This is a genomic window from Elusimicrobiota bacterium (assembly GCA_041660925.1).
GTDB lineage: Bacteria > Elusimicrobiota > Elusimicrobia > UBA1565 > UBA1565 > JBAZUV01.
On the sequence record JBAZVI010000005.1, the window covers coordinates 146,498 to 170,458 of the forward strand.

The window sequence follows — 23,961 nt, forward strand, 5'->3', positions numbered from 1 at the left end:
ATATCAATAGAGCGCCAGGCAGCGCTCGGCGACGGCGTCCATGGAGAAGCGCTCCTCGGCCGTGCGCCGCGCCTCGGCGCCGAGCTTCGCGGCCAAGGCGGGGTCGCGCAGGAGCCGCTCGATCTGGGCGCGCTCCTCGGCGGAGCGCATGGGGTCGAAGAGCAGGCCGGAGCGGCCCTCCTCGACGGCCTCGCGGGTCCCCCCCACCCGGCTGGCGAGCACCGCGAGAGCGCAGGACATGGCCTCAAGGAGGGCGTTGGAGAGCCCCTCGGAGACCGAGGGGAGGATGAAGACGTCGGCCGCGCGCAGAAAATGGGCGATCTCGTCGCTCGGACCGGCCACGCGCAGGCAATCCTCGAGGTGGAGCCGGGCGGCCTCGGCGTGGATGCGGTGCTCCTCGGGCCCGGCGCCGACCAGGACGACGAGGGCCTCCCCCCCGACGGCCGCACGGGCCGCGGCGAAGGAGGCGAGGAACTCGGGCAGGCGCTTCTCCACCGACAGGCGGCCCGTATAAAGGAAGACGAGCCCCTTCCAGCCCAGGACGCGGCGCAGAGCCTCCTTCTCGGCCGGAGGGGCGGGCGCGTAGGCCCGCAAATCCACGCCGTTGGGGACCTGGAGGGCGTCGGCGCCGAGGCCGTACTCGCGGAGCTCCGCGCGCAGGTCTTCGGCGACGCAGACGAAGGTCGGATGCAGGGCCCCGAGCAGGGCCAGCTTGAGGCGGCCGGCGGGGGTCCGGGAGGAGACGGCGACCTCGCCGATGCCGCGTCCTCCGCCCACCTTCACGACGACTTTCTTGCCGAGCAGGCGGGCCGCGAGCGCGGCGGCGACGGCCGGGGAGCCGGCGAGATGGACGTGGACGGCGTCGTAGCTCCGGGCGTGGATGACGAGCCAGAGGAAGACGCCGACGAGGAAGAGCGCGGAATCGACGAGCCCGCCGCCGAAGGCGGGCAGGCGGCGCACGGGGATGCCGCGCACGGAGCCCTCGGCCGCGAGGCCCGGGCGGCGGCGCGTGAGCACGCGGACCTTCGCGCCGCGCGCCGCGAGGGCGCAGGAGAGCTCGAGAGCCTGCTTCTCGGCCCCCCCGAGGTGCGGATAGAAGTTCGGCGTGACCATCACGACGCGCTTCATCGGGCCGCCTTCTTCCTGCCCAGGAGGCCGGGCTTGGGCACGACGCCGTGCGCGAGCCGCGAGAGCGGCGTGAAGCCGCCGTCCGCGAACCAGCGCTCGAGCTCCTCCTTGGTGTGCTTGCTCTGGTAAGGCGGCGCGAGCCAGTCGAAGTTCTCCTGGAGACGCACCGCGTAGTCGCGATGCACCGAGAAGGTCAGGTACTTGAGCAGCGGCAGGGCCCCGAGCGCCGCGAGCGGATGGCAGAGGAGGTAGAGCAGCGGCGTCGGGAGCAGGGTCGTGACGAGACGCAGGGCGTCGCTGAGCAGCATGCGCGCCCAGACCGTGAGCCAGACGAGCGGAAGCACCCGCTTGAGCCAGGCGCGCGCGCCGCGCAGGGGGTTCGTCGAGAAGCTCCCCCAGGAGCCGGGGCGGCCGTAGACCCAGATCGTCATGAGCCCCTCGGGCTTCACGAGCTTCCCGAGCGCGCGGCAGGCCCCCTCGGCGCTGGGGGTGTGATGGATGACTCCCACGCTGTAGACGGCGTCGAAGACTCCCGGCTTGAAAGGGGGATGCAGGATGTCTCCCTGCACGACATGAAGGCCCGGGTCGGCGGCGGCCTCCTCGACGAGGCGCAGGAGCCCGTCGGAGAGGTCGAAGGCCACCGTCTCGGCGCCGAGGGAGCGCGCGACCCGCGCGTAGCGCCCCATGCCGCAGCCCGCGTCCAGGACGCGCCGGCCGGCCCAGGCCTCGGGCGCGAGCTGGGTCTCCTCGAGGAAGACCGCGCGGTCCTCGGGGAGCGCTCCGGGGTAGCGCAGCCATTCCCAGGCGAAGCTCTCGCGCGTGCGCAGGTTCGCCCGGTCGAGGCCCTCGGGAGGCAGCAGGCGCGGGACGCCGTCGAGGATCGGGTATTCCCGCGCGCAGCGCTCGCAGGCGAGCGCGCCCTCGGGCAGGTCGACGTCGCCGTGCGGCATGTGTTCGAGGCGCGCGAAGCGCAGGCCCCCGGCGCAGGCCGGACAGGCCAGGAGGGGCAGCAGGGAGAGCTTCATGGCACGGGCTCCTTTTCCGCCTCGCTCTTCGCGGCGCCCAGCGAGCGCCCCAGCCCGCTCAGCGAGTAGCCGAAGCGGTGGAGGAAGAAGAGGCCGAGCGAGGTGACGAGAACGTAGCCGACCGCATGGACGAGGGTCGCATAGACCACCGCGAGGTCCGCGCCGTAGCCGTGATGGACGAGCATGGCCTTCACGCCCGCCTCGAAGTTGCCGAAGGCGCCCGGCAGGGAGGGCAGCGCCGAGGCGGCCGCCGCGGAGGCGAGCACGACGACGCTCGAGAGCATCTGGAGCGGAGGGTCGAAGCCGAGAGCGCGCGCGACGACGCAGAAGCTCGCGGCGTCGCTGAGCCAGAGTCCGTAGCTCAGGGCCGCGACCGCGAGCGCGCGCGGCAGCGAGCGCAGCGACCGGGTGCCGACGATGAGCTCGCGGATGAGCAGGTGCAGACGGGGATGGCTGCCCTCCAGGCGCCGCCACCATTCGAAGCGCTCGAGGATATGCTCCACCGTGCTCACACCGAAGAGCAGGAGGATGGCGGCGGCGGCGATGCCGACCGCGCCGAACACCAGGACCGCTGGGAGCGGCGCCGGCGACCAGCGCGAGACGAGGGCGAAGAGCGTGAAGAGCGCCAGGACGTCGGTGAGACGCTCGACGAGGATCGTGGCCATGACGCTCCAGAGCGGGACCTTCAGCGTCTTCGAGGTGAAGTAGCCGCGCGCGAACTCGCCCAGGCGCAGGAGCAGGAGGTTGTTGAGCCCCAGACCGACGCACTCGAGCCGGAAGAGCGCCCAGAACGGCGCAGGGGAGACCGGCGCGAGCAGGAGGACCCAGCGCAGGGTGCGCAGGCAGAGGTCGAGGAGCATGAACAGCACCGCGGGGATCAGCCAGACCGTCCGCGTCCCGCGCAGGATGCGCAGGAACTCGGAGACGTCCACGTTTCGGAAGGCGAACCAGAGCAGGGCGCCGCTGACGGCGACCGCGGCCGCGCCGGAAAGCCAGCGTTTGGCGTTCATGCGAGGGACCTGCGCGCCGCCGCGAGCCAGAGGGCGGCCGCGGCCGCGGAGACGCACGCGAAGAGGGGGAAGAGGGTCGAGCGGAATCGGAAATCCGCCGTCCAGGGCCCCGCCGGCACCTGGACGGACTGGAAGAGGCCCTCGGAGAGCCCGATCGGCGCGGGCTTCCCGTCGACGAAAGCTCTCCAGCCCGGATACGCGGGCATGGCGAAGACGAGCGTCCCGGCCGCGGGCGTCTCGCCGTGCAGACGCCAGCGCTCGGGAGAGAGCATCCAGGTCACGGCGGGGGTCCCTCCGGAGCGGCCCAGCGGCATGGCCCCCGGCATCCCCGAGAGCCCGGTCGGATCGAGCCGCCAGATGACGCTCAAGCGGCGCCACGGGAGGGCCTCCGGCCGGACGGCGAGGACGCGGCTGGCGTCGAGCGAGCTCCCCTCCCCGCCGCGCCCGAGGTAGTCGGAGTAGCGGCGCAGGTAGAAGGCGTCGTAGCCGCTCGCGTTCATGGCGCGGTAGAAGACCGCCTTGTTGGGATTGGCCACCTCGGGAGTGCTCGCGAAGCGCCAGGGCCGCCCGCCGAGCTTCGCGGTGAACTCCGGGCGCGGCCCCATCCAGCCCCAGGCGTCCTCCGCGCGCAGGAAGCGCGCGGAGAGCGGGACGAGCTCGACGAGCACCAGCAGCACGATGCCCGCGCGCAGGACGCGGGGGAGCCAGCGGCGCCGGCGCAGCAGGGCCCAGCCCGCCGCGGAGGCGAGCAGCAGTCCCCAGAAGACGAGCAGCACGAAGCGGGCGGGGACCCGCAGCAGTCCGAGCAGGGGCAGACCGGAGAGCGGGAGGAGCGGGTTCTTCCCCCCCAGGGCGAAGAAGACGCCGACGGGGAGCAGCAGCCACGGCGCGGCGCCGAACGGCGCGCGCCGGACCGCGAGGCCCGCGAGCGCCAGCAGGACCAGCGCGGGACCGGCGACCGCGGCGTGGAACTCGAAGAACTCCGAGGGCCAGCCGGCGAAGCTGCCGTCGAGCGGGGTCCCCGCGAGGGAGGGCAGCGCCAGCGAGGCGAGCGCCGAGGGCGGCAGGGAGTAGGCGCCCGCCGAGCCGGAGGCCCAGCCGACCCGGTTGGAGGCGGAGAGGAACTCCGCCGTCGGGAAGAGCTGGACGAGCGCCAGCGGGAGGGCGACCGCGGCCCCCGCGGCGAAGGTCCGCAGGCGCGGCGGGTCCAGCAGCGCGTAGAGCAGGAGCCCGACCGCGTTGACGAGCCCGTACTGGGGATGTCCGGCCAGGAACTGCAGGGCCCAGGCGCCGCCGAGCAGCCAGGGCCGGCCGGCGCGCAGACCGAGCCAGCACCAGGGCGTCCAGGCGAGCACGGCCAGCTGGGTCGGGATCCCCTGAGGGATGCGATAGAGGAGCATCGGCGAGAACGCGAAGGCCGCCGCCAGGAGCGCGGCCCCGGCGCCGTCGGAACCCGCGCGCCGCATGAGGAGCTGCATGCCGAAGGCGGCGAGCGCGAGATGGAAGAGCGCGTTCAGCGTGAACGCCCACGAGACCGGAAGCACCTGGAAGAGCGCCGAGGGAGGATAGAAGAGGCACGCCTGCGGATTGGCGAGCAGCGGAAGACCCGAGAAGACATAGGGGTTCCACGCCGGCAGCCCCCCTTCCTGGAGCCGGGCGGCGACGAGATGGCGCAGCGGCCAGTGGTAGGAGTAGAGGTCCCCGAAGTTCGCCAGGGAGAGCGAAGGGTGCAGCAAGGCGGGCGCGAGGAGCGCGCAGAGCGCGGCGACGAGCAATGCGAAGAGCCGGAGGTCCTTGATCCTCATGCGCGCGGCGGGCCGGAGAAGGACCGCGCGCGATTATACCAATACGCCGCCAGTACCATCAGGACGAGCAGGGTGAGCGCGCGGCCCGCACGCCAGGACGCCGGGTCGTAGCGGAAGAGGACCTCGGAGCGGCCCGCGGCCGCCCGCAGCTTCCGGAAGGCGGTCATCGCCGGCTCGGCCTCCAGCGCTCCTCCGGGCCCGCGGGCCGTCCAGCCGGGACCCAGGGGCTCGGCGAGGTAGAGCCAGCCGGGACTCTCCGTCTCCCAGCGCACCCGCAAGCGGTTCTCTCCCTCGCGGGAGAACGGCAGGGGCCTCCCGCGGCGATAGTCGGGCGCCGGGCTCTCCGCCGAGGCGGGGATGGCGGCGCCCGAGGCCTCGTCGAACCAGAGAGCGCGCTGGGACTCCGGCGCCCGGTAGAGCTGCCAGACGCTGTCTCCGAGATAGCTCAGCTCGCCGGACGGCAGGCGCTCGCGCGTCAGGACGACCCGCGCGTCCGCCCAGGGCAGCAGGCGCGCGAGCGCCGCGAGCCCCGGCTGCCGATAGAGGAGGTCCATGAACGCGTACTGCGGCGCCGGGACGAGCGGCTCCCCGAAGTTCCCGACCGACTCAAGCCGGAAGGGGACGTTCGTCAACCCGTAGAGGCGGTGCTTGAGGTCGTAGAAGGCCCCCTCCGCCGCGACGCCGCTTCCCCGCTGCCACTGGAGCGCACGGGGGGACGGCAGATAGCGGTGTCCGTCGAGCTCGACGCGCAGGACCTCGACGAGCGGACCCGGGTCCGCGAAATAACCGCGCGGCACGACGGGCTGCGAGCGCACGGCGTAGACGAGGAGCTCGAGCGCGAGCGCGGCGGACCAGAGCCAGGCTCCCCGCCGCCGGTTCAGGCCGCGCGCGGCCAGCAGGGCCGCCAGGGGGATGAGCAGGTACGCCGTGTTGCCGGGATAGCGGATGTAGCGCAGCGGCGGCAGCCAGGTCCAGAGCGCCCGTGAGAGGGGGTTCGAACCGCCCAGCATGAGCAGGAGCGTCCCTCCCGCGTACGCGCCCGCGAAGAGCGCGGAAGAACCGAGCGCGAAGACGCCCGCGAGGACCGCCGCCCACGCCCCGAAGCCCAGGTAGGCGGTCTTCCACCAGTTGAGCGGCGCCGAGAGCTCGCCGGCGGGGATGAGCGGGGGCGGCAGGAGCTGGACGAGGTCGCGCGGAGCGAAGCTCCAGGAAAGCGTCTCCGCCAGCTCCATCCCCCCCCCGCGCCGCGAAGCGGAGGAGAGCGCGAGCCCCGGCAGGAGCAGGAGCGCCGAAAGGCCGGCGGCGAGGAAGGCCGCGCCCAGCCAGCGCCGCGCGCAGGCCGCGAGCCCGCTGCGTCCGCCGGCCCAGGCCTCGAAGAGGAAGGCCGCGAACGCCGCGCCCGCGGCCATCGGGGGGTAGCCGCCGAGGAAGGCGCAGGCGAGCGCGAGGCCGAGCGGCGCCGTGCTGCCCGCGAAGAGGCCGAGCGCGGGGAGCAGAGCCAGCGTCGAGAGGTGGTTGAGGAAGGGCAGCCGGCTCGCCAGGCCGCCGCAGAGCATGAGCAGGGCGGCCCCGCCGGCGGCGGCGGCGGGCGCTGCGCGCAGGCGGCGCAGCCAGAGGAAGGCGAAGAAGGCCGCGAGCGCCAGGTGGAGCGCCTGGAAGACGCCCAGGGCGGTCGGGAATGCGAAGAGCCCGAAGGGGACGCTGAGCGGATACCACGCCGCGCACTGCATCTCGCCCGCCAGAGGCATCCCGAGATACGCGAAGCGGTTCCAGAGCGGGAGCTCCCCGCGCGCGAGCGACTGCGCGACGAGGACCCGCCAGGGATGGTGCAGGTACGTGAGGTCCCCCCAGAAGTGCGCGCGGCCGGAAAGGTAGACGGGACCCAGCAGCGCCAGGAGCAGGAGCGCGAGCGCGGCGAGGAGGATCCTCCCGTCGAGCCGAAGCCGCGGCGCGTTCACCGGGCGTCCCTCTCGAGCAGGGAGGACCAGGTCGGGACGCCGCCGGTCCAGGCGAGCTTCTCGAGGCGCTCGGCGCGCGCGCGCAGGAGCGCGCCGGGAGCGGCGAGCAGCAGCCCGAAGACCGCGGCGGCGACCACGAGCGCGGGCCTCAGCCGCCACGGCACGTTCACTCCCTCCGAGGTCTCCGGGATGGAGGAGGCCGCGAGGTAGGAGAAGAGCCAGAGGTTCGACGGTACGGAGAAGACGGGGTCCCAGAGCGACTGCAGGAGCACGGCCAGAGCCGCGAAGCGCTTGGGCGAAGGCCCGCCGCGCAGACAGTGCCAGAGCCCCGCGAACCAGAGGAGGGCGGCGGGCAGCCCCCACTCCGCCGCCGCCTGCAGCGGATGCAGGCGCGCGTCCGCGGCCGCGGGCGCCCCCGGCGCATAGCGGGCGAGCAGGGCGCCGAAGGCTCCGGGGCCGACCCCGAGCAGCGGACGGTCGGCGACCATCGCCGCGGCGCCGCGCCAGACCCGCGCGCGCTCGAACAGCTCGGGACTGCCGAGACGGTTGTACACGACGATGAGACAGACGACGGCGGCGGCGGCGGCCGCCCGGCCCCAGAAGGGGGCCCGCCACCCGCGCGTGAGCCAGAGGGCGGCCGCGAGTCCCCACCACGCGCCGAGGCCGCCGGCGACGAGCCCGCAGAAAGCCAGCACGCACAGCAGCAGGCGGTCGCCGCGCTCGTAGGCCGGCGCGGCGAGCATCACGAGGGCCGCGCACCAGACCTCGGGGGCGTCGAAGGGCCCCGCCGCGGCGGGGCGGTCCAGCGCGAAGCGCTGGTAGAGCGCCAGAGCCGCGCACAGCCACCCGGCGACGCGAAGAGCCTGATCGACGAGCGCGCGCTCGTCCTTGGAGATCTCCGCGAGCGCGGGGAAGAGCGCCAGCGCGAGCAGCAGGGAGGCGAGACCGGGAAGGGACCGCGCGCCGGCGGGGCTCGAGAACGCGGCGGCCGCGCCCGCGGTCGCGAGCGCGGCCGCCCAGATCAGGAGACGGCGGGAGGGCAGCGGCAGATGTCCCAGGAGGACGCGTGCGGAGAGCCAGACGGCGAGCCCGACGGTGAACGTCGACTGCAGCGCGGCGAGGGCGCGGACGCCTTCGGCGCCCCGCAGCAGCGGACCGGCGGCGAGCGGCAGGGCCAGCAGCGCCGCCAGCACGATGCCTCTACGAGGGCATGACGTGCGGCGTGACGAAGATCAGGAGCTCGACGCGGGAGCGCTCGACGATCTTCTTCTTGAAGAGCCAGCCGAGGATCGGGATGTCGCCGAGCAGCGGGACCTTGGCGACCGTGTTCACGACCGAATCGGTGATGAGTCCGCCGATGACGACGGTCTCCCCGTCCTGCACGAGCACGGTCGTGTCGGCCGTCCGCGTGTCCACCGCCGGGACCCCGACCACGGCGGAGGCCGTCGTACCCGAGGGCTGGCTCACCGTCGGCTTGATCTGGATGGTGATGCGTCCGTCGGCGTTGATGGTGGGCGTCACGTCCAACTGGATGCCCGTCACGATGTTGCCGACCGACTGCGAGGTCACGCCCGTCGAGGCGACGTTCGAGGTCGCGTAAGGGATGTTCGTCGTGATGTTGATGCTCGCCTTCTTGCCGTTGAGGGTGGCGATCTTCGGGTCGGAGAGCACCTTCACCTTGCCGGCCGAGGCGGCCGCGGTCAGCGTCGCGGAGAGGAAGTAGTTGTTGGTGATGCGTCCCACGGTCAGCGCGCCGAACACCTTCGACGCCGGCAGGAACACGCCGGTGCCGCGGCCTCCCGCGCCGACGCCGAGCGCCGCGCTCGAGTTCTGGTCGAGGGGCTTGGCCAAGGTGGCGTCGTTCGGGTTCGTCAGCGTGCCGATCGTCGTCTGTCCCTGCTTGCCGGCGAACTTCCCGCTGTCGACGCCCGCGTAATCCCACTGGATGCCGAAGTTCAGGTCCTTGGTGAGCTTGACCTCGACGAGCTTGGCCTCGATCATGACCTGCTGGGGCCGCACGTCGAGCTTGGAGAGCAGGCGCTCGACGCTCGCGATGCCGTCGAGAGTGTCGGTGACGATCAGGGAGTTGGTGGCCTCGTCGCTGTTGAGCTTGCCGGCGCGGCCCTCCGCCTGGCGCACCGCATCGATGGCGCCCTTGATGTCGGCGGCCTTGCTGTATTTGAGGCGGATGATCCGCGTCTGGTTGACCGCGACCGTGCGCTCCTTCTGGAGCGTGGTCGGAGTCATGATGCGCAGGATGTTCTCTCCCGCCTGGTCGGCCACGAGGCCCTGCATCTGCAGGATCGTCATGAAGGCCTCGCTGAAAGGCACGTCGGTCAGGTGCAGGGTCAGGGAGCCCGCGACGTCGGGTCCATAGATGATGTTGATGCGCGCCTTCGACGCGAGCAGCTTGATCACGTCGCGGACGTCGGTGCCCTCGTAGTCCAGAGAGATGAGTTCGTTGGAGAGGGAGCCGAGGATGTCGCGGCGCGTGCGGCGGTCGAATCCTCCGCCGACACCGGAGGAGGAGGCGGCGGCGGACTCCGCGGCCTCGCCCTCCCCGTCCCGGACCTTGTCAGCGACGCCGGTGGCGGCCATGTCGCCGAGCTCGGGGGAGAAGCCCTTGGGGAGCTCCGGCGCCTTCTTCGCCGCGGCTTTCTCGACTTTAGGCGCTGCGGCCTTCACCGGGACCGCGGCAGGAACGGGCATTGCGGACTCGGCGGTCGCCTTGGGCGCCTCGATGCTCTTGGGGGCCGCGGGCTTCGCGACGGGAACGGGAACCTCGGCCGGCTTCGCGGCGACTTTCGGCGCTTCGACCGGCTTGGCGGCGGGCTTCGCCGTCTCCACAGGCTTCGCGGCTTCGGCCGGCTTCGCGGCGGGCTTCGCCGTCTCCGCAGGCTTCGCGGCGGGCTTCGCCGCGACGACGGGGACGGCCTTGCCTTCCTCCGCCTTCACGACCGGCGCGGGAACCGCTGCCTTCGCGGCGGCCTCGTCGGCGGCAGCCGACTGGAGGCGGACGACGAGGCTGCGGCCTTCCCAGCCCGCCTGATAGCCGACGAGCCGCACGAGGTCGAGCACGATGCGCGAGATCATGGTCGGCTCTTTCTGGAACTGTCCGGCGCGGACCTTCTTAAGGAAGTTCCCCTGCCCCTTCTGGACCTTCGAGCCCGACTGGAACTCGGTGTTCAGGAGCTCGACGACGAGGCGGGGCGGGTCGGCGGTGACGAAGGTGTTGTACTTGGCCTGCTCGCTGAGGTGGAGCGTGACCTGGTCCGGGCCGACCTCGATGCCGTCAAGGGTCGCGGCGGACGCCGCCTGTTCCGCCGCCGACAGAGGGATCCCTCCGGGGCCGAGCAGCAGCGAGAGCGTCGTCGTCAGGGCGATCAGGCGCTTCAACATGGGTCCTCCGAAAGGGTCACTGGGCCTTCTCCGCAGCAGCATCCTCTTCCTCGCCGAGCCGCAGCGTCTGGACGTCCTTGTCCGGGGTCATGAGGATGACGGATTTCTGCTTCTGCTGGATCACGCCGGTGACGCCGGCGACGCGGTGGTTCTTGTAATCGAAGAGGCGCCCGCTCTTGAGCAGGTAGCCGGAGCCGGTGCGCGGATCGACGAGCAGCGCGGAAGCTCCGGTCTGGTCCTTCAGGATGCCCTTGAGGTTGAGAGAATGGATGGAGAACTCCAGCGTCTCCCCGCCGCCCTCCCCCTCTTTCGCGATGACGGCGGGGCCGGAGCCGGCCGAAGGGAGGCGGAAAGGGTCGCGATAGCGGCCGCCGCCGTAGATGTCGCCGACCGTGAGCGCCTTGACCGTGTCGCTGGAGGAGGAAGCCGCTTTGCCCTGGGCGGGCGCGCCCGACTTGGCCGGGACGGCCGCGGGCTCCAGCGCGAGCGCGGAGGATGCGAGAACGGCGAGGAAGCCGAGGAAGTTCATCATCCTTTATATTGGTACGCGATGAGCGTGAATCCGACCGAGACCTTTCCGGTCTCGTCGGGGGCGCCGTAGGTCACCGCGCGGACGTTGTAGATGCGCTGCTCGAGGGCGATCGCGGCGAAGAAGCGGCCGATGTCGTGGAAGGTCCCGCGCACCGAAAGCGTGTAGGGGACCTCGATGAAATAGTCTCGGACGGTCTGCGATCCCGGCGCGAAGTTCACCAGCGTGACGCCGTTCTTGCGTGAGAGGGAGCCCATGGCGACGATCACCGCGGGGAGGTCCTTGCTCTTGGGCAGGCGCTTCTCGGCCTCGATGGCCTGCTCGTTGAGGATCTCGATCTCCTTCTGGATCTTGGGCAGGCGCACGGCCTGGCTCTTGGCCTTGTCGATCTTCGCCTCGGTCTCCTTGATCAGCTTCGCGGTCTCCTCGATGCGCGTCGAGGTCGGAAGCCAGAAGTAGCGGACGTAGGCGTAGCCGCCGCCGCCGAGGAAGAGCACGGCCGCGACGAGGAACTGCTGCTGCTCCTTCGTGAGCTGGATGTTGATCTTGGCCATCAGCTCTTCTCCGGCTGCGGAGCGTATTTCACCGTCATGCTGAACGAGCTCTCTCCGCCGAGACCCGAGATGGAGATGCCGCCCGTGAGGACGGGTTCCTTGAAGCGGTCGGATCCCTCGAAGGCGCGCAGGATGGCCGCGACGTCGTCGCTGGAGAGCGATCTGCAGGTCATCGTGACCATGAGCCCCTTCTGGTCGCCGACCGTCGACAGGCCCGTCAGAGTGACCCCGGACGGAAGCGTCTTGACGAGGTCCTCCATGAAGCGCGGATAGAGGGTGCGGTATTTCATGAGGTCGACGATGACGTTCAGGCGCGCGCGGACCTGAGCGGCGGTGCGCTCGAGCTCCTCGACCTGGGCGACGATCTTCTGGAGCCGGTCGAGCTCGGCCTTGTCGATCTTGTACTGACTCTCGAGCGAGACGGCGCGCCAGAAGTGGAGGACGGAGACGGCGGCCAGGATGACCGCGAGCACGGCGCCCAGCACGGCCGCCTGCTTCGTCCGGAGCTGGGCGACCTCCCTGTCCAGGATCTCCTGCGGGACGAGGTTGACTCGGATCATGCCCAGTCCCTGTTGCGCCGCAGTCCCAGGCCGACGGCGACGCCGAAGGTCGGGAGCAGGTCGGGGGGGATGTCCGCCGGCTGCCCCAGCGAGGCGAACGGATCGAGCAGCGAGACCGGGACCTTGAGCTCCGCGGTCAGATACTTGGAGAGGTTCTTCATGCGGGCGGTCCCGCCGGAGAGCACGATGCGCGAGACGGAGCGCTCGGGGCCCTGCGAGAGATAGAAGTCGACCGACCGGTGAACCTCGGCGACGAGGTCCTTCATCGTCGCGGCCACCGCCTGGGAGACGGCCAGCGCGTCCTTGTTCCCCTCGGCGAGGGCCTTCTCCTTCTCTTCCTGTTCGAGGAGCAGGCCATGCGACTTCTTGGCCTCCTCGGCCTTCGCGAGGTCGCACTGGAGCGCCTTCACGACCGCCTTGGTGAAGGTGGAGCCCGAGATGAAGATGTCGCGCACGACGCGGGTGACGTTGCCCTCGATGATCGAGAGGTTCGTGACCGTGTGCCCGATATTGAGGTAAAGGGTGGAGCCGCCGGCCGCGTGCTCGCCCCGCTCGTGGACGTTCTCGAGGGCGAAGGAGTCGACGTCGATGATCGCCGGGCGCAGGCCGACCGCCTCCAGGACCTCGACGCGCGCCTGCACCGCGTCCTTCTTCGCGGCGACCAGGACGGTCTCCATGCGCTTCTGCCCTTCCTCCATGACCTCGCTGAGGATGTGGAAGCTGAGCTGGACGTCCTTGATGTCGAAAGGGATGAAGGGCTCGGCCTCGGTGGCGAGCGTGGCCTTGAGCTCGTTCTTCGTCAACAGGGGGAACTTGACGTAGCGGACGATGACCGAGTTGCCGCTGATGGCCGTGGCCGCGTGATGGACGGGCAGGCCCTTCTGGATGAGGAACGCGCGCAGGGTGTTGACCGTCTGCTGCTTGCGGTCGTCGGGAGACGCATCGGGCTTGGTCTCGATGGGGAGGTGTCCCCAGGCCTTGAGGCGGTACGCGCCGCCCTCGTTCTTGAGGTAGACGACCTTGATCGAATAACTGCCGATATCGACGCCGAGGATCTCCTGCGGCCCCATGAACAGGGAGCCCAGCTTGTCCTTGAGCTTCTTAAGGTCGATGCCTTTCAGTTTGTCCTGTATCCCGGCCATCCTCTCTCCGGACGGATACGGCGACGCGGGCGCGCCGCGCCTGCGCGGCGCGGCGCCCACCCTGATACAGAAAAAGCGCCGTCACTCCATGGTCCGCAACGGAGTGCGCTCGGCGCTTTTTCTGCGTGAAACCGTACGCGACCAGCAATTTGTAACAGGATTCCCCGGGTTTGTCAAGACTTTTCTTCTCCGCCGGGTTCCCCCTCATCCCTATATGTAGTAACATCTGAGGATGTTGAAGGCCGTGCTCTTTGACTATGGCGGCACCCTGGATTCGGACGGGGTCCCCTGGCTCGAGCGCTTCCTCCCCCTCTACAAGGAGGCGGGACTCGAGACCCCTGAGGAGGAGCTCCGTCGGGCCTTCTACGACTCCGACGACCACCTTCCTGAGCGCTTCGACCTCAAGGGCCTCGACCTCGAGGCGACCGTCTCGCGTCAGGTCGGCTGGGTCGTCGGGCGTCTGGCCCCGGGGCGCAGCGACATCGAACGGTCGGTGGTCCGGGGCTTCGTGGACTCCTCGCGGAAGGCCTTTCGCCGCAACCGCCCCCTGCTCGAGCGCCTCGGGCGCCGCTACCGGCTGGGGATCGTCTCGAACTTCTACGGAAACCTCGAGGGTATCCTGCGCGCCGAGGGTCTCGGCGACCTCTTCGGCGTCGTCTCGGACTCGGGGGTCGTGGGCTGCATCAAGCCCGAGGGGGGGATCTTCCTGCACGCGACGAAGGCGCTCGGGGTGCGTCCCGAGGAGGCCCTGATGGTCGGGGACTCCGCCAAGCGCGACATGCGCGGCGCCGAGAACGCCGGTCTGCCCCACGCCTGGATCGCCGGAGACCGCCCGGACCGCACGCCCTGCTGCCCCGAGGCCCGCGTCCTGAACTCCGTCCTGGACCTCGAAGCATGGCTGCTGAACTGAAGCCCCTCGCGGGCGGCATCATCGCCGCGGGCGACGGGACCCGGCTCGCCGAGCGCTATCCGGGACTGCCCAAGCCGCTCGTCCCCGTCGGAGGACGGCCGCTGATCGCCTGGGCGGTCGGCTCGCTGAAGGCGGCGGGCGCGACGCGCCTGACGGTGCTCTTCAACACGCGCGGCGACGCGGCGCGCGACTGGCTCAAGCGCAACCCCCAGGGGCTGCGGATCGATTTCCTCCGCCGGGACACCGCCTCCTCGTGGGAGAGCTTCCGCCTCGTCAGCCGGACGCTCGCCCGGGACGCGGAGCGGTTCCTGGTGAGCACGACGGACACCGTGATGTCCCCGCGCGACGCGGAGCGCTTCGCGCGGGAGGCCTTCCGGGACGGGGCCGACGCGGCCCTGGCGCTGACGCGCTTCGTCGACGACGAGAAGCCGCTCTGGGTGGACGCGGTCCGCGGACGCGTGCGGGCCGTCGGGGCGGACGCGGTCCGCCGCGACGCGGTGACGTGCGGCGTCTACGCGCTCACGGCGCGGACGGCTGGGGCGATGCCCGCGGCCGCCGCGCACGCGAAGCTGCGGGATTTCTGGACGGAGCTCGTACGCTCCGGAGCGAAGGTGCGCGGCGTACTGCTCGCCGACACCGTGGACGTCGACCGGCCCGAGGACGTAGCGGTCGCGGAGAAGATGATCACATGAGAGCCCTTGGCATTCTTCGTGAAGTGCAGAACTCCCCCAACCGGGAGAGCGACGATGCGCTCATCCTGGAGGCGGTGCTGCAGCAGCTGACCTGGCTCGGCGTGCGCGCCGAGAAGGCCACCCCCGAGGAGGCGGACCGCCTCGACCTCTCGCGCTACGCCCTCGTCATCCCGATGTGCGAGTCCTATCCCCGCATCAAGCGCCTGCTGGGCGCGTCGGAAGGCTCGCGCGCGCTCTGGGCCAATCCGCCGCAATCGGTGCTCAACTGCTACCGCCTGCGCACGCTCGAGCTCCTCGGCGCGCACCCCGACATCCTTTTCCCGCGCTCGGAAGTCCGCCGCGTCGGCCGCCCCGGAGCCGAACCCTTCCGCTCCCCGGCGGGCTACTGGCTCAAGCGCGGCGACGTACACAACACCTGCGACCACGACGTCGTCTACGCGAAGACCTGGGCCGACGCCGGCCGCATCCTCGAGGACTTCGCGGCGCGCGAGATCACCCACTACGTCGTCCAGCCCCATATCGAGGGCGACATCATCAAGTTCTACGGCGTCGGCCCCGGGCGCTGGTTCACCTGGTTCCACCACGACCCGACCCGCGCGCGCCGCCACCCCTTCTCCGTCGACGAACTCGCCCGGACCGCCGCCGAGGGCGCCCGCTCCCTCGACCTCACGATCTACGGCGGCGACGCCATCGTCTCCCCCGATGGAACCGTGACGCTCCTCGACTTGAACTCCTGGCCCAGCTTCGCGCGGGTCCGCCAGGAGGCCGCGATCCAGATCGCCTGGCATCTGCAGACCCGCCTCGCCGCCGCCCCCGCGCCGCGCCGCGAGAAGACGCCCGCGGGAAGAACGCTCTCGAGCGGACGCAGCTCCGCTCCCCGGAGGAACAAATGAAGACCGTTGTGGAACAGCCGACGACGCCCTGGCAGGCCGGACCGATCTCCCGCAAGCTCCATGCGGAGGAGCAGACCTACATGACCCCGGGGCTGCAGCAGATCGCGACCTTCTCGCAGCTCGTCCTCGAGCGCGGCGAACGGGCCACGCTCTACGACGCCGACGGCCGCAGCTACCTCGACTTCGTCGCCGGGGTCTGCGTCGCCTCCATCGGCCACGGCCACCCGGTCTTCGCCAAGATGCTCTCCGAGCAGGCCGAGCGCCTCTCGGTCGGCAGCTTCACGACGAAGAACCGCGTCGAGTTCCTGCGCCGCGTGGTCCAGCACACCCCGAAGGGGCTCGACCGCGTCCAGCTCTACTCGAGCGGCGCCGAAGCCGTCGAGGCCGCCGTCCGCCTGGCCAAGAGCCACACCAAGAACTTCGAGGTCCTCTCGTTCTGGGGCGGCTTCCACGGCAAGACCGGGGGCATCCTGGGTCTGATGGGCAGCGACTTCAAGCACTACCTCGGACCGATCTCCCCCGGCCTCTACCTGACCCCCTATCCGAACCCCTACCGCAACGTCTTCGGCATCCACGACCCCGAAGAGCTTGCGGCGCGCTGCCTCGAGTTCATGCGCGAGAAGATCAAGATGGAGACCTCCAACCGCCTTGCGGCGATCATCCTCGAGCCCGTGCAGGGGACGGCGGGCAACATCCTGCCGCCGCCCGGCTTCCTCAAGGCCGTGCGCGACATCGCGCACGAGCACGGCGCGCTCCTCATCGCCGACGAGATGATCACCGGCTTCGGCCGGACCGGCCACTGGTTCGGCGTCGACCACGACGGGGTCGTGCCGGACATCATGACGGTCGGCAAGGGCGTCGCCGGAGGCTTCCCGGTCAGCGGCATCATCACGACCGCCGAGATCGCGCAGGCCAAGCCCTTCGCGAACCCGAGCGGCTCCTCCTCGAGCTACGGCGGCAACCCGCTGGCCTCCGCGGCCTGCAACGCGTCGCTGAAGATCCTCGAGGACGAGAGGCTCGTCGAGAACTCCAGGAAGGTCGGCGCCGCGATGCTCAGCCGCCTCAAGAAGACCATGGACCGCTTCCCCTTCATCGGGGACGTCCGCGGCCGCGGGCTCATGCTCGGCGTCGAGTTCGTCGAGGACCGCAAGACCCGCAAGCCCCTGCGCAAGGAAGCCTGCCGGGCCATCTTCGACGAGTGCCTCAAGCGCGGCCTCATCACGATGTCCTACTCGCCGGCCCTGCGCATCAACCCGCCGCTGAACATCCGCGAGGACGAGGCGATGCGCGGCATCGACATCCTCGAAGAGTCGCTCGAGGTCGTCCAGAAGAGGTTCAGCCTCTGAGCCCGCGGGCCCGGAGCAGGAGAACATGAAAGGCGCGATCATCGGGTTCGGCCAGGTCGCCGAAGACGCACACGCCCCGGCGCTGCTGCGCGGCGAGGGGCTCGAGATCGCGGCGGTGGTGGACGCCAGCGCCAAACGCCGCGAGGCCGCCCAGAAGGCCCTCCCCGGCGCGCGCGTCTACGCGGACACGGCGGCGCTCTACGCGGCGGAGAAGCTCGACTTCGTCGACATCGCCACGCCGCCCTACCTGCACTTCGAACAGTGCCGGGAGGCGCTCAAGCGGAAGCTCCATGTCCTCTGCGAGAAGCCGCTCGTGTTCACGCGCAGGGAGTTCGAGACCCTGCGCGCGGATTCGCTCAAGCACAAGCGCGCGCTCTTCCCGATGCACAACTGGAAGTACGCGCCGATCTACCGCAAGTGGCACGAGCTGCTGCGCGCGGAAGCGGTCGGCCCCATCCGCCATATCGAGCTCCACGTGCTCCGCAAGAAACCCGCGGCCGTCGCCGGAAAGGACGGCTCCAACTGGCGCCTCCAGCGCAGCCAGGCGGGCGGCGGGATCCTCGTCGACCACGGCTGGCACAACCTCTACCTCCTCGTCTGGCTCATGGGCGCCGCGCCGGAGAGGATGGACGCGGTCCTGCAGACCCCCGCGGGAGGCGACGCGGACGACGAGGCGACCGGGCTGCTGCGCTTTCCCGGCGCCAGCGCCCTGATGCACCTGAGCTGGCGGGCCCCCGTCCGGGCCCAATGGGGCACGGCCTACGGCCGCGAGGGCTCCATCGAGATGCTCGACGACCGCCTCGTGCTCCGGAGCCGGGACGGCGCGGAGCGGACGATCCGCTTCCCCGAGAAGCTCTCCGCCGGCTCGGCGCATCCGGAGTGGCTGCGCGCCATGCTGCCCGACTTCACGGCCGCCTGCGCGCGCTTCGACCCTGCGGAGCCCACCCTCGCCGAGGCCGGACACTGCGCGGCCCTCATCGAATCCGCCTACCGGCGGACCCCGTGCGACGCGGAGGCTGCGGCCGCTTGACCGAGCCCCTGGACGTCATCCTCCTCGTCAACCACCCCGGGATGCTGCACGAGCGGCTCGCGGGGATGACGCTTCTGGAGCGGCAGCTCTTCACCCTGCGCAACGCGGGGGTGCGCCGGGTCCTGCTCAGCGCGCACACCCCGGGCACGGCGGCGCTCGCCTCGCTGCGGCGCCCCGCGGGCCTCGAGATCATCCTCCAGGACGAGCTCAAAACCCCCTGGACCCCGCCCTACGCCTCGGTCTCCGCGGACCATCTCCTGAGGTCCGACGCCGTCGCGAGCCTGCTGAAGCGCCCGCACGCGCAGCCGACCGCCTATCATGACGAGGCGGGCCGCAGCGTCGTTCAGTTCACTCCCTTCTCCGACGAGAACGCCCCGACCTGCGAGCGCGCGCTGATGCCGGCGGGCTCCTGCCTCGCCCTGGAGAACCCGCTCGACGGCGAGCCCACGATGGCCTGGCTGTTCCGGGACGCGGGGAAAAGCCACGACAGCTTCATGGCCCGCCACTTCGACCGCCGGCTCTCGACGGCCCTCTCGCGCCGCCTGCTCGATACGCGCATCACCCCGAACGCGATGACCGTCTTCAGCACGCTGGTCGGCGTCTTCGGCGCCGCGCTCATGGCGTACGGCGGCTACGCGGCGACGCTCGCCGGCACGCTCGTCGTCTGGGCGCACACGGTGTTCGACGGCTGCGACGGCGAGCTCGCGCGCCTGCGCTTCCAGCAGAGCGCGCTCGGAGGCTTCCTCGACTTCTGGGGCGACAACGTCGTCCACGCCTGCCTCTTCTTCGGGCTGGGCGTGGGCCTCATGCGCTCGATGGGCGGCATCCACTTCCTCCTCATCGGCGCCGCCGCGGCCGTCGGAGCGCTGCTCACCGCTTGGGACGTCTATCGGCACCGCGCCGCGCACGCGGAACCCGGCCGCCCGCTCTTCGACGGCCTCGGGGAGCAGCTCGCTTCCGAGTCCTCCGCCGCCTCGCCCGCGCTGCGGCGCCTGGCCGCCCTCGAGGACGCCCTGGCCCGGCGCGACTTCGTCTATCTGCTCATCCTCCTCGCCTGGATCGACTACCCGGAGGCCTTCCTCTGGGCGGCCGGGATCGGGACCCCGCTCTTCCTCTGGGCCCTGATCTACCTGCGCCACGCCGGCGAGGGCCGAACGCTTTCCGCACCCCTCAGGAGGACGTCATGAACGATCCGAAGAACATCAAACCCTGCCGCGGCCGCCTCGGCGTGCTCATGCCCGGCATGGGCGCGATCACCAGCACCTTCCTCGCGGGCCTCATGCTCCACCGAAAGAAGCTCGGCCAACTGACCGGCTCGCTGACCCAGCTGCAGACCATCCGTCTGGGCAAGCGCTACGAGAACCGCCGCCCGCTCATCAAGGATTTCGTCCCCCTCGCGAAGATCGACGACCTCGTCTTCGGCGGCTGGGACATCTTCACCGACACCATGTACGAGGCCGCGCTCAACGCTTCGGTCCTCCCCGAGGTGCGCCTGCGCCCCGTCCGCGAGGAGCTCGAAGCCATCCGCCCGATGAGCGCCGTCTTCGACCGCAGCTTCATCAGGAACCTCGACGGTCCCAACGTGAAGAAGGGCAAGACGAAGTGGGACCTCGCGCAGCAGCTCATCGAGGACATCCAGGACTTCAAGTCCCGCAACCGCTGCGAGCGGCTCGTGATGGTCTGGTGCGGCTCCACCGAGATCCTCCCCGAACACGGCCGCGCGCACCTGTCGACCGAGGAGTTCGAGAAGGGCCTCAAAAAGAACTCTCCATCGATCCCGCCGTCGATGATCTATGCCTACGCGGCGGCGAAGCTCGGCATCCCCTACGCCAACGGCGCGCCCAACCTCTCGATGGACGTCCCCGCCCTGCTCGAACTCGCCGATCACACGGGAACGCCCGTCATGGGGAAGGATTACAAGACCGGGCAGACGTTCATGAAGACGCTCATCGCCCCCGGCATCCAGGCGCGCATGCTCGGCCTCATCGGCTGGTACTCCACGAACATCCTCGGCAACCGCGACGGCGAGGTGCTCGACGACCCGGGCTCCTTCAAGACCAAGGAGAAGAGCAAGATGTCCGTGCTCGACTCCATCCTCGAGCCCAACATCTACCCCGAGCTCTACGGGAAGTACGCGCACAAGGTCCGCATCGACTACTACCCTCCCCGCGGGGACAACAAGGAGGGCTGGGACAACATCGACATCGCCGGCTGGATGGGCATGCCGATGCAGATCAAGATCAACTTCCTCTGCCGCGACTCGATCCTCGCGGCGCCGATGGTGCTCGACCTCGCGCTCTTCCTCGACTTCTCGAAGCGCGCGGGACTCAAGGGCATCCAGGAGTGGCTCTCGTTCTACTTCAAGTCCCCGATGTGCCGCGCGGACCTCACGCCCGAGCACAACCTGTTCCTCCAGCACCTCAAGCTGAAGAACACGCTGCGCATCCTCATGGGCGAGGAAGTCCTCGACCATTCGGGTCTCGACTACTACGACCCGGTGAAGGGCACTCCGACGCCGGCGGCGCCTCCGCGCACCGGCCGGAAGGCCGCGAAGCCGGCCGTCGCGGCGAAGCCGGTGGTCGCCGACTTCTAAGGATGCTCATCGTACGACCGGAGAAGAGCGAAGAGTCTCCTCTCGTCGAGGAGATCATCCGCCGCGCCTACGGGCGGGAGGATGAGATTCGCATGCTCGCCGCCCTGCGGGGGACGCCGGACTTCATCCCGCAGCTCTCCCTGGTCGCCGACGAGGAAGGCTCCCTGCGCGGCTACGCCCTCTTCATGAAGGCCGCGGTGGAAGCCGCCTCCTCCGTCCACTCCGCCGCGTCGCTGATGATGCTCGCCGTCCACCCGGAGCACCGGAAGCAGGGGGTCGGCGAGCGCCTCATCCGCCACGGGGGAGAGCGCTGCCGGAGCCTCGGGCGCGAGATCATCTTCGTCTTCGGAGACTTCGGCTACTTCTCACGCGTCGGCTTCAAGCTGGCCCAGGACCTGAACCTGACCTCCGACATCGTCCATCCCCAGATGCCGCTGCTGACGCTGGACCTCGCCGGCCGGCTCGCCGCCGCCGGATCCGGAACCGTCCACTACCCCCAGATCCTCCGCCGGATGTAGCCGGATTCTGCTTGTTTTTCAAGCAGAATCCAATCCATTATATATATACGCACACACACGCCCGCGCGCGTACGGATTTTGCTATACTCACCCGTCGTGGCCCGACGCGCAGTCGTCCTCACCGCCCTTCTCGTCACGGCGTTCGTCCTGGGGTCCCAAGCCCAGGAAAAAGCCCCTGAGAACGCGGCCTCCGTCAGCTCCCCCCCCGTCGGGGCGAGCAGCGCCTCCGCGTCCGTCCCGCTTCCCTCAGGAGAACCCGCCGCCTCCACCGCACCGGTCTCCGTCCCCGTCGTCTCCACCGCGGCGGCCTCGGCCCCCGCCGTCTCCACCGCGGCGGTCTCCGTCGCCGCTGACCCCGTCCTGGCGCAGATCCAGGTCCGCGGGGTCGCACCGGGAGAGGAAGCGGCCGTCCTCGCCCTGCTGCAGGCGAAGGAGATGTCGGAGTACAGCTCCGCGCAGGAAGAGCGCGACCGACAGGCCCTTCTCGCCACCGGACGCTTCTCGAGCGTCCGCCTCCAGCGCATCCCCCTCTCCCCGACCCACTTCCGCCTCGACGTCGAGCTGGCCCCGGCCGCCGCGAAGGCTCCCGAGCCCGCGCAGCCCGGCGTCCCCAAGGCCCCCTGGGTCATCGGCGAACTCGCGCTGAGCGGGAACAAGCGGGTGAAGTTCAACGTCGTGCGCACCCAGGTCAAGGCCCGTACCGGAGACCTCTACGAGCGCTTCGACCTCGACAAGGACATCCAGGCCATCCTCGGCCTCGGGCAGTTCGAGCGCGTGGCCGCCGACATCGTCCCCATGCCGGAGAAGCCGGTCCCGGCCCACCTGCTGGGCGTCGCGGGCTCCACGGTCGCGATCAAGCTGACCTTCATGGTCGAGGAGAAGGCGCTGGTCAAGAAGATCCGCGTCGAAGGCCAGAAGGGCCTCTCGAAGGGACGCCTCCTCGACGAGACGACCCTCAAGCAGAAGGACCCTTTCGACCGCGTGAAGCTCCGCACCGACGAGGACAAGATCCTCGAGTTCTACCGCAAGAAGGGCTACCTCCAGGCGGTGGTCCGCTCGACCTGGACGATGGACGAGGCTCAGAAGCAGGTCGAGATCCTCTACACCATGGTCGAGGGCCCGAAGTCGCGCATCGAAGAAGTCCGCATCACCGGCGCGACGGCCTTCAAGCCGAAGAAGCTGGCGAAGAAGATGGAGAACCGGCGCAAGAAGGTCTACGACGAGAAGAAGTTCCCCGAGGACCTCAAGAAGATCGAGACCCTCTACAAGAACGAGGGCTATCTCGACTTCAAGATCCTCTCCTCCTCGGTCTCCTTCTCCCCCGACGGCGCGAAGATCTTCATCGACCTCGCGCTCGAAGAGGGCCGCCAGTACCGCTACGGCGACACGACCTTCTCCGGCCACTACGTCTACAAGTCCACGGACCTGGCCAAAGCGCTCGAATACCGCAAGGGAAAGCTCTTCAGCCAGGAGCGCTTCGAGAGCTCGATCCGCAACCTCCAGGAGCTCTACGCCGAGAAGGGCCGGCTGCGCACGAAAGTGACGCCGGTGAAGACCTACAACTCCTCCTCCACCTTCATGGACGTGCGCTTCGACATCGAGGAAGGCAACATCGTCTACGTCGACCACATCGACATCGAGGGCAACAAGACCACGAAGACCTACGTCTTCCGCCGCGAACTGACCATCCGGGAAGGGCAGCCCTTCTGCGTCTCCAAGGTCCGCAAGAGCCAGGAGAAGATCATGAACCTCGGGTTCATCGACGATGTCCAGATGGACATCCAGAGCCCGATCGACCCGGACAAGGCCGACCTCACCTTCGAGGTGGCCGAAGGCAAGCCGGGCATGCTCACCGCCGGCGCCGGCTTCTCCTCCCTCGACGGGCTCGTCGGACAGCTCTCGCTGCAGCACCTCAACCTCTTCGGCCGCGCCCAGCGCGCCTCGGTGCAGTGGTCCTTCGGCTCCCGCGTGCAGGACTACAGCGTGTCCTGGACCACCCCCTGGGTCGCCGACCGCCCGGTCAGCCTCGGCCTCGACGCCTTCAACACGCGCCGCATCTCCCCCTACGAGAGCACCTCCAACGCCTACACGAACAAGCGCATCGGCGGCGGCGTGCGCGTGGGCCCCCGCTTCCAGGACGACAAGTACCAGCTCAGCTTCAACTACACCTTCCAGGAGATCTCCATCACGAACGTGCAGGACCAGTTCCGCGGAACGATCACGGAGGGGACGAGCATCCAATCCACCTTCGGCGTCGAGCTCGCCCGCGACACCCGCGACAACATCTGGGACCCGGCGCGCGGCTCGCGCAACGGACTCGGCGCGCAGCTGACGGGCGGACCGTTCATGGGCGACATCCACTTCTTCAAGCCCTACCTCTTCGACTCCGCCCACTTCACCCTCTTCACCGTCAACGAATGGCCCTTCGTGCTCTCGTTCAACAACCGCGCCGGCTACGTGACGCAGTTCAGCGAGACCCGGCTCGTGCCGGTCTACGAGCGCTACTTCATCGGAGGCCAGGATTCCCTGCGCGGCTACAGCTACGCCGGCGAAGCCGGCTGGCCCGACGGCGGCAAGGTCTACGACGTCGCCAACATCGAGTTCGGCTTCCCGCTCGCGCGCGAACGGCGCAAGAGCATCGTGAAGTTCATCGCTTTCTTCGACGCCGGCGGAGCCTGGGACAACATGCGCTCGGCGCGCCTGTCCATCGGCCCGGGCCCGCACGACATCAAGACGGACGTCGGCTTCGGCATCCGCTTCGTGACGCCGGCGTTCCCCATCCGGCTCGACTGGGGCTACGGTCTCAACCACCGCCCCGGAGAGCAGAGGTACCAGGTCAACTTCGGCATCGGCCCGATGTTCTGAACTA

General features: G+C 70.0%; 20 protein-coding genes. 9 read left to right on the forward strand and 11 right to left on the reverse strand.

What is annotated here, in order from left to right; genetic code table 11:
• Window positions 1-3 precede the first annotated feature (3 nt).
• The 11 genes from WC969_08695 to pilM are packed head-to-tail and all read right to left on the reverse strand — an operon-like array spanning window position 4 to window position 13,110.
• A complete protein-coding gene (locus WC969_08695) occupies window positions 4-1,128 on the reverse strand; it encodes a glycosyltransferase family 4 protein (protein MFA6029917.1) in 1,125 nt (374 codons plus the stop codon).
• Entirely contained in the window at window positions 1,125-2,153 is a 1,029-nt protein-coding gene (locus tag WC969_08700; protein ID MFA6029918.1) for a methyltransferase domain-containing protein, read from the reverse strand. Before WC969_08700 ends, WC969_08695 begins: the two co-directional genes overlap by 4 nt.
• The gene (locus WC969_08705) at window positions 2,150-3,163 is read right to left on the reverse strand and encodes a lysylphosphatidylglycerol synthase transmembrane domain-containing protein (GenBank protein MFA6029919.1); all 1,014 of its coding nucleotides are present in this window, start codon (window positions 3,161-3,163) and stop codon (window positions 2,150-2,152) included. The genes WC969_08700 and WC969_08705 overlap by 4 nt, the downstream gene beginning before the upstream one ends.
• Window positions 3,160-4,968 carry a hypothetical protein gene (locus tag WC969_08710; protein MFA6029920.1) on the reverse strand — a complete coding sequence of 603 codons (1,809 nt, stop codon included), beginning with the start codon at window positions 4,966-4,968 and terminating at the stop codon, window positions 3,160-3,162. The genes WC969_08705 and WC969_08710 overlap by 4 nt, the downstream gene beginning before the upstream one ends.
• Window positions 4,965-6,926, reverse strand: coding sequence for a hypothetical protein (locus WC969_08715; protein ID MFA6029921.1), 1,962 nt, complete (start codon window positions 6,924-6,926; stop codon window positions 4,965-4,967). Before WC969_08715 ends, WC969_08710 begins: the two co-directional genes overlap by 4 nt.
• The gene (locus WC969_08720) at window positions 6,923-8,119 is read right to left on the reverse strand and encodes a hypothetical protein (GenBank protein ID MFA6029922.1); all 1,197 of its coding nucleotides are present in this window, start codon (window positions 8,117-8,119) and stop codon (window positions 6,923-6,925) included. Before WC969_08720 ends, WC969_08715 begins: the two co-directional genes overlap by 4 nt.
• Before the next feature lie 7 nt (window positions 8,120-8,126).
• Window positions 8,127-10,325, reverse strand: coding sequence for a type IV pilus secretin PilQ (gene pilQ, locus WC969_08725; protein MFA6029923.1), 2,199 nt, complete (start codon window positions 10,323-10,325; stop codon window positions 8,127-8,129).
• 16 nt (window positions 10,326-10,341) lie between these two features.
• Complete coding sequence (locus tag WC969_08730) at window positions 10,342-10,857, reverse strand: hypothetical protein (GenBank protein MFA6029924.1); 516 nt, start codon at window positions 10,855-10,857, stop codon at window positions 10,342-10,344.
• Window positions 10,854-11,408 carry a type 4a pilus biogenesis protein PilO gene (gene pilO, locus WC969_08735; GenBank protein MFA6029925.1) on the reverse strand — a complete coding sequence of 185 codons (555 nt, stop codon included), beginning with the start codon at window positions 11,406-11,408 and terminating at the stop codon, window positions 10,854-10,856. The genes WC969_08730 and pilO overlap by 4 nt, the downstream gene beginning before the upstream one ends.
• Window positions 11,408-11,968, reverse strand: a complete 561-nt coding sequence (locus WC969_08740; protein ID MFA6029926.1) for a PilN domain-containing protein — start codon at window positions 11,966-11,968, stop codon at window positions 11,408-11,410. Before WC969_08740 ends, pilO begins: the two co-directional genes overlap by 1 nt.
• Entirely contained in the window at window positions 11,965-13,110 is a 1,146-nt protein-coding gene (gene pilM / locus WC969_08745) for a type IV pilus assembly protein PilM (protein ID MFA6029927.1), read from the reverse strand. The genes WC969_08740 and pilM overlap by 4 nt, the downstream gene beginning before the upstream one ends.
• Window positions 13,111-13,342: 232 nt before the next feature.
• Here pilM and WC969_08750 point away from each other — a divergent pair, with 232 nt between their 5' ends.
• The 9 genes from WC969_08750 (at window position 13,343) to bamA (ending at window position 23,957) form a co-directional block, all read left to right on the forward strand.
• Window positions 13,343-14,020 carry an HAD family hydrolase gene (locus tag WC969_08750; GenBank protein MFA6029928.1) on the forward strand — a complete coding sequence of 226 codons (678 nt, stop codon included), beginning with the start codon at window positions 13,343-13,345 and terminating at the stop codon, window positions 14,018-14,020.
• Window positions 14,005-14,712 (forward strand): NDP-sugar synthase, encoded by a 708-nt coding sequence (locus tag WC969_08755; GenBank protein ID MFA6029929.1) that lies wholly within the window; start codon window positions 14,005-14,007, stop codon window positions 14,710-14,712. Before WC969_08750 ends, WC969_08755 begins: the two co-directional genes overlap by 16 nt.
• Window positions 14,709-15,605: a hypothetical protein gene (locus WC969_08760; GenBank protein ID MFA6029930.1), complete on the forward strand. Its 897-nt coding sequence runs from the start codon at window positions 14,709-14,711 to the stop codon at window positions 15,603-15,605. The genes WC969_08755 and WC969_08760 overlap by 4 nt, the downstream gene beginning before the upstream one ends.
• Window positions 15,602-16,951 (forward strand): aspartate aminotransferase family protein, encoded by a 1,350-nt coding sequence (locus WC969_08765; GenBank protein MFA6029931.1) that lies wholly within the window; start codon window positions 15,602-15,604, stop codon window positions 16,949-16,951. The genes WC969_08760 and WC969_08765 overlap by 4 nt, the downstream gene beginning before the upstream one ends.
• Window positions 16,952-16,976: 25 nt before the next feature.
• The gene (locus WC969_08770; protein ID MFA6029932.1) at window positions 16,977-17,981 is read left to right on the forward strand and encodes a Gfo/Idh/MocA family oxidoreductase; all 1,005 of its coding nucleotides are present in this window, start codon (window positions 16,977-16,979) and stop codon (window positions 17,979-17,981) included.
• Window positions 17,978-19,168 (forward strand): CDP-alcohol phosphatidyltransferase family protein, encoded by a 1,191-nt coding sequence (locus tag WC969_08775; protein ID MFA6029933.1) that lies wholly within the window; start codon window positions 17,978-17,980, stop codon window positions 19,166-19,168. The genes WC969_08770 and WC969_08775 overlap by 4 nt, the downstream gene beginning before the upstream one ends.
• Window positions 19,165-20,574, forward strand: a complete 1,410-nt coding sequence (locus WC969_08780) for an inositol-3-phosphate synthase (GenBank protein ID MFA6029934.1) — start codon at window positions 19,165-19,167, stop codon at window positions 20,572-20,574. The genes WC969_08775 and WC969_08780 overlap by 4 nt, the downstream gene beginning before the upstream one ends.
• Window positions 20,575-20,576: 2 nt before the next feature.
• A complete protein-coding gene (locus WC969_08785; protein MFA6029935.1) occupies window positions 20,577-21,092 on the forward strand; it encodes an N-acetyltransferase in 516 nt (171 codons plus the stop codon).
• 96 nt (window positions 21,093-21,188) lie between these two features.
• Window positions 21,189-23,957 (forward strand): outer membrane protein assembly factor BamA, encoded by a 2,769-nt coding sequence (gene bamA / locus WC969_08790; GenBank protein ID MFA6029936.1) that lies wholly within the window; start codon window positions 21,189-21,191, stop codon window positions 23,955-23,957.
• Window positions 23,958-23,961 lie beyond the last annotated feature (4 nt).

Bases quoted from the DNA above. Each gene is read 5' to 3' on its own strand.
- WC969_08770 (MFA6029932.1), top strand. From the start codon at position 16,977: ATGAAAGGCGCGATCATCGGGTTCGGCCAGGTCGCCGAAGACGCACAC.
- pilO (MFA6029925.1), bottom strand. From the start codon at position 11,408: ATGGCCAAGATCAACATCCAGCTCACGAAGGAGCAGCAGCAGTTCCTC.
- WC969_08695 (MFA6029917.1), bottom strand. From the start codon at position 1,128: ATGAAGCGCGTCGTGATGGTCACGCCGAACTTCTATCCGCACCTCGGG.
- WC969_08740 (MFA6029926.1), bottom strand. From the start codon at position 11,968: ATGATCCGAGTCAACCTCGTCCCGCAGGAGATCCTGGACAGGGAGGTC.
- pilM (MFA6029927.1), bottom strand. From the start codon at position 13,110: ATGGCCGGGATACAGGACAAACTGAAAGGCATCGACCTTAAGAAGCTC.
- pilQ (MFA6029923.1), bottom strand. From the start codon at position 10,325: ATGTTGAAGCGCCTGATCGCCCTGACGACGACGCTCTCGCTGCTGCTC.
- WC969_08780 (MFA6029934.1), top strand. From the start codon at position 19,165: ATGAACGATCCGAAGAACATCAAACCCTGCCGCGGCCGCCTCGGCGTG.
- WC969_08710 (MFA6029920.1), bottom strand. From the start codon at position 4,968: ATGAGGATCAAGGACCTCCGGCTCTTCGCATTGCTCGTCGCCGCGCTC.
- WC969_08700 (MFA6029918.1), bottom strand. From the start codon at position 2,153: ATGAAGCTCTCCCTGCTGCCCCTCCTGGCCTGTCCGGCCTGCGCCGGG.
- WC969_08730 (MFA6029924.1), bottom strand. From the start codon at position 10,857: ATGATGAACTTCCTCGGCTTCCTCGCCGTTCTCGCATCCTCCGCGCTC.
- WC969_08755 (MFA6029929.1), top strand. From the start codon at position 14,005: ATGGCTGCTGAACTGAAGCCCCTCGCGGGCGGCATCATCGCCGCGGGC.
- WC969_08750 (MFA6029928.1), top strand. From the start codon at position 13,343: ATGTTGAAGGCCGTGCTCTTTGACTATGGCGGCACCCTGGATTCGGAC.
- WC969_08760 (MFA6029930.1), top strand. From the start codon at position 14,709: ATGAGAGCCCTTGGCATTCTTCGTGAAGTGCAGAACTCCCCCAACCGG.
- WC969_08765 (MFA6029931.1), top strand. From the start codon at position 15,602: ATGAAGACCGTTGTGGAACAGCCGACGACGCCCTGGCAGGCCGGACCG.
- WC969_08705 (MFA6029919.1), bottom strand. From the start codon at position 3,163: ATGAACGCCAAACGCTGGCTTTCCGGCGCGGCCGCGGTCGCCGTCAGC.
- WC969_08785 (MFA6029935.1), top strand. From the start codon at position 20,577: ATGCTCATCGTACGACCGGAGAAGAGCGAAGAGTCTCCTCTCGTCGAG.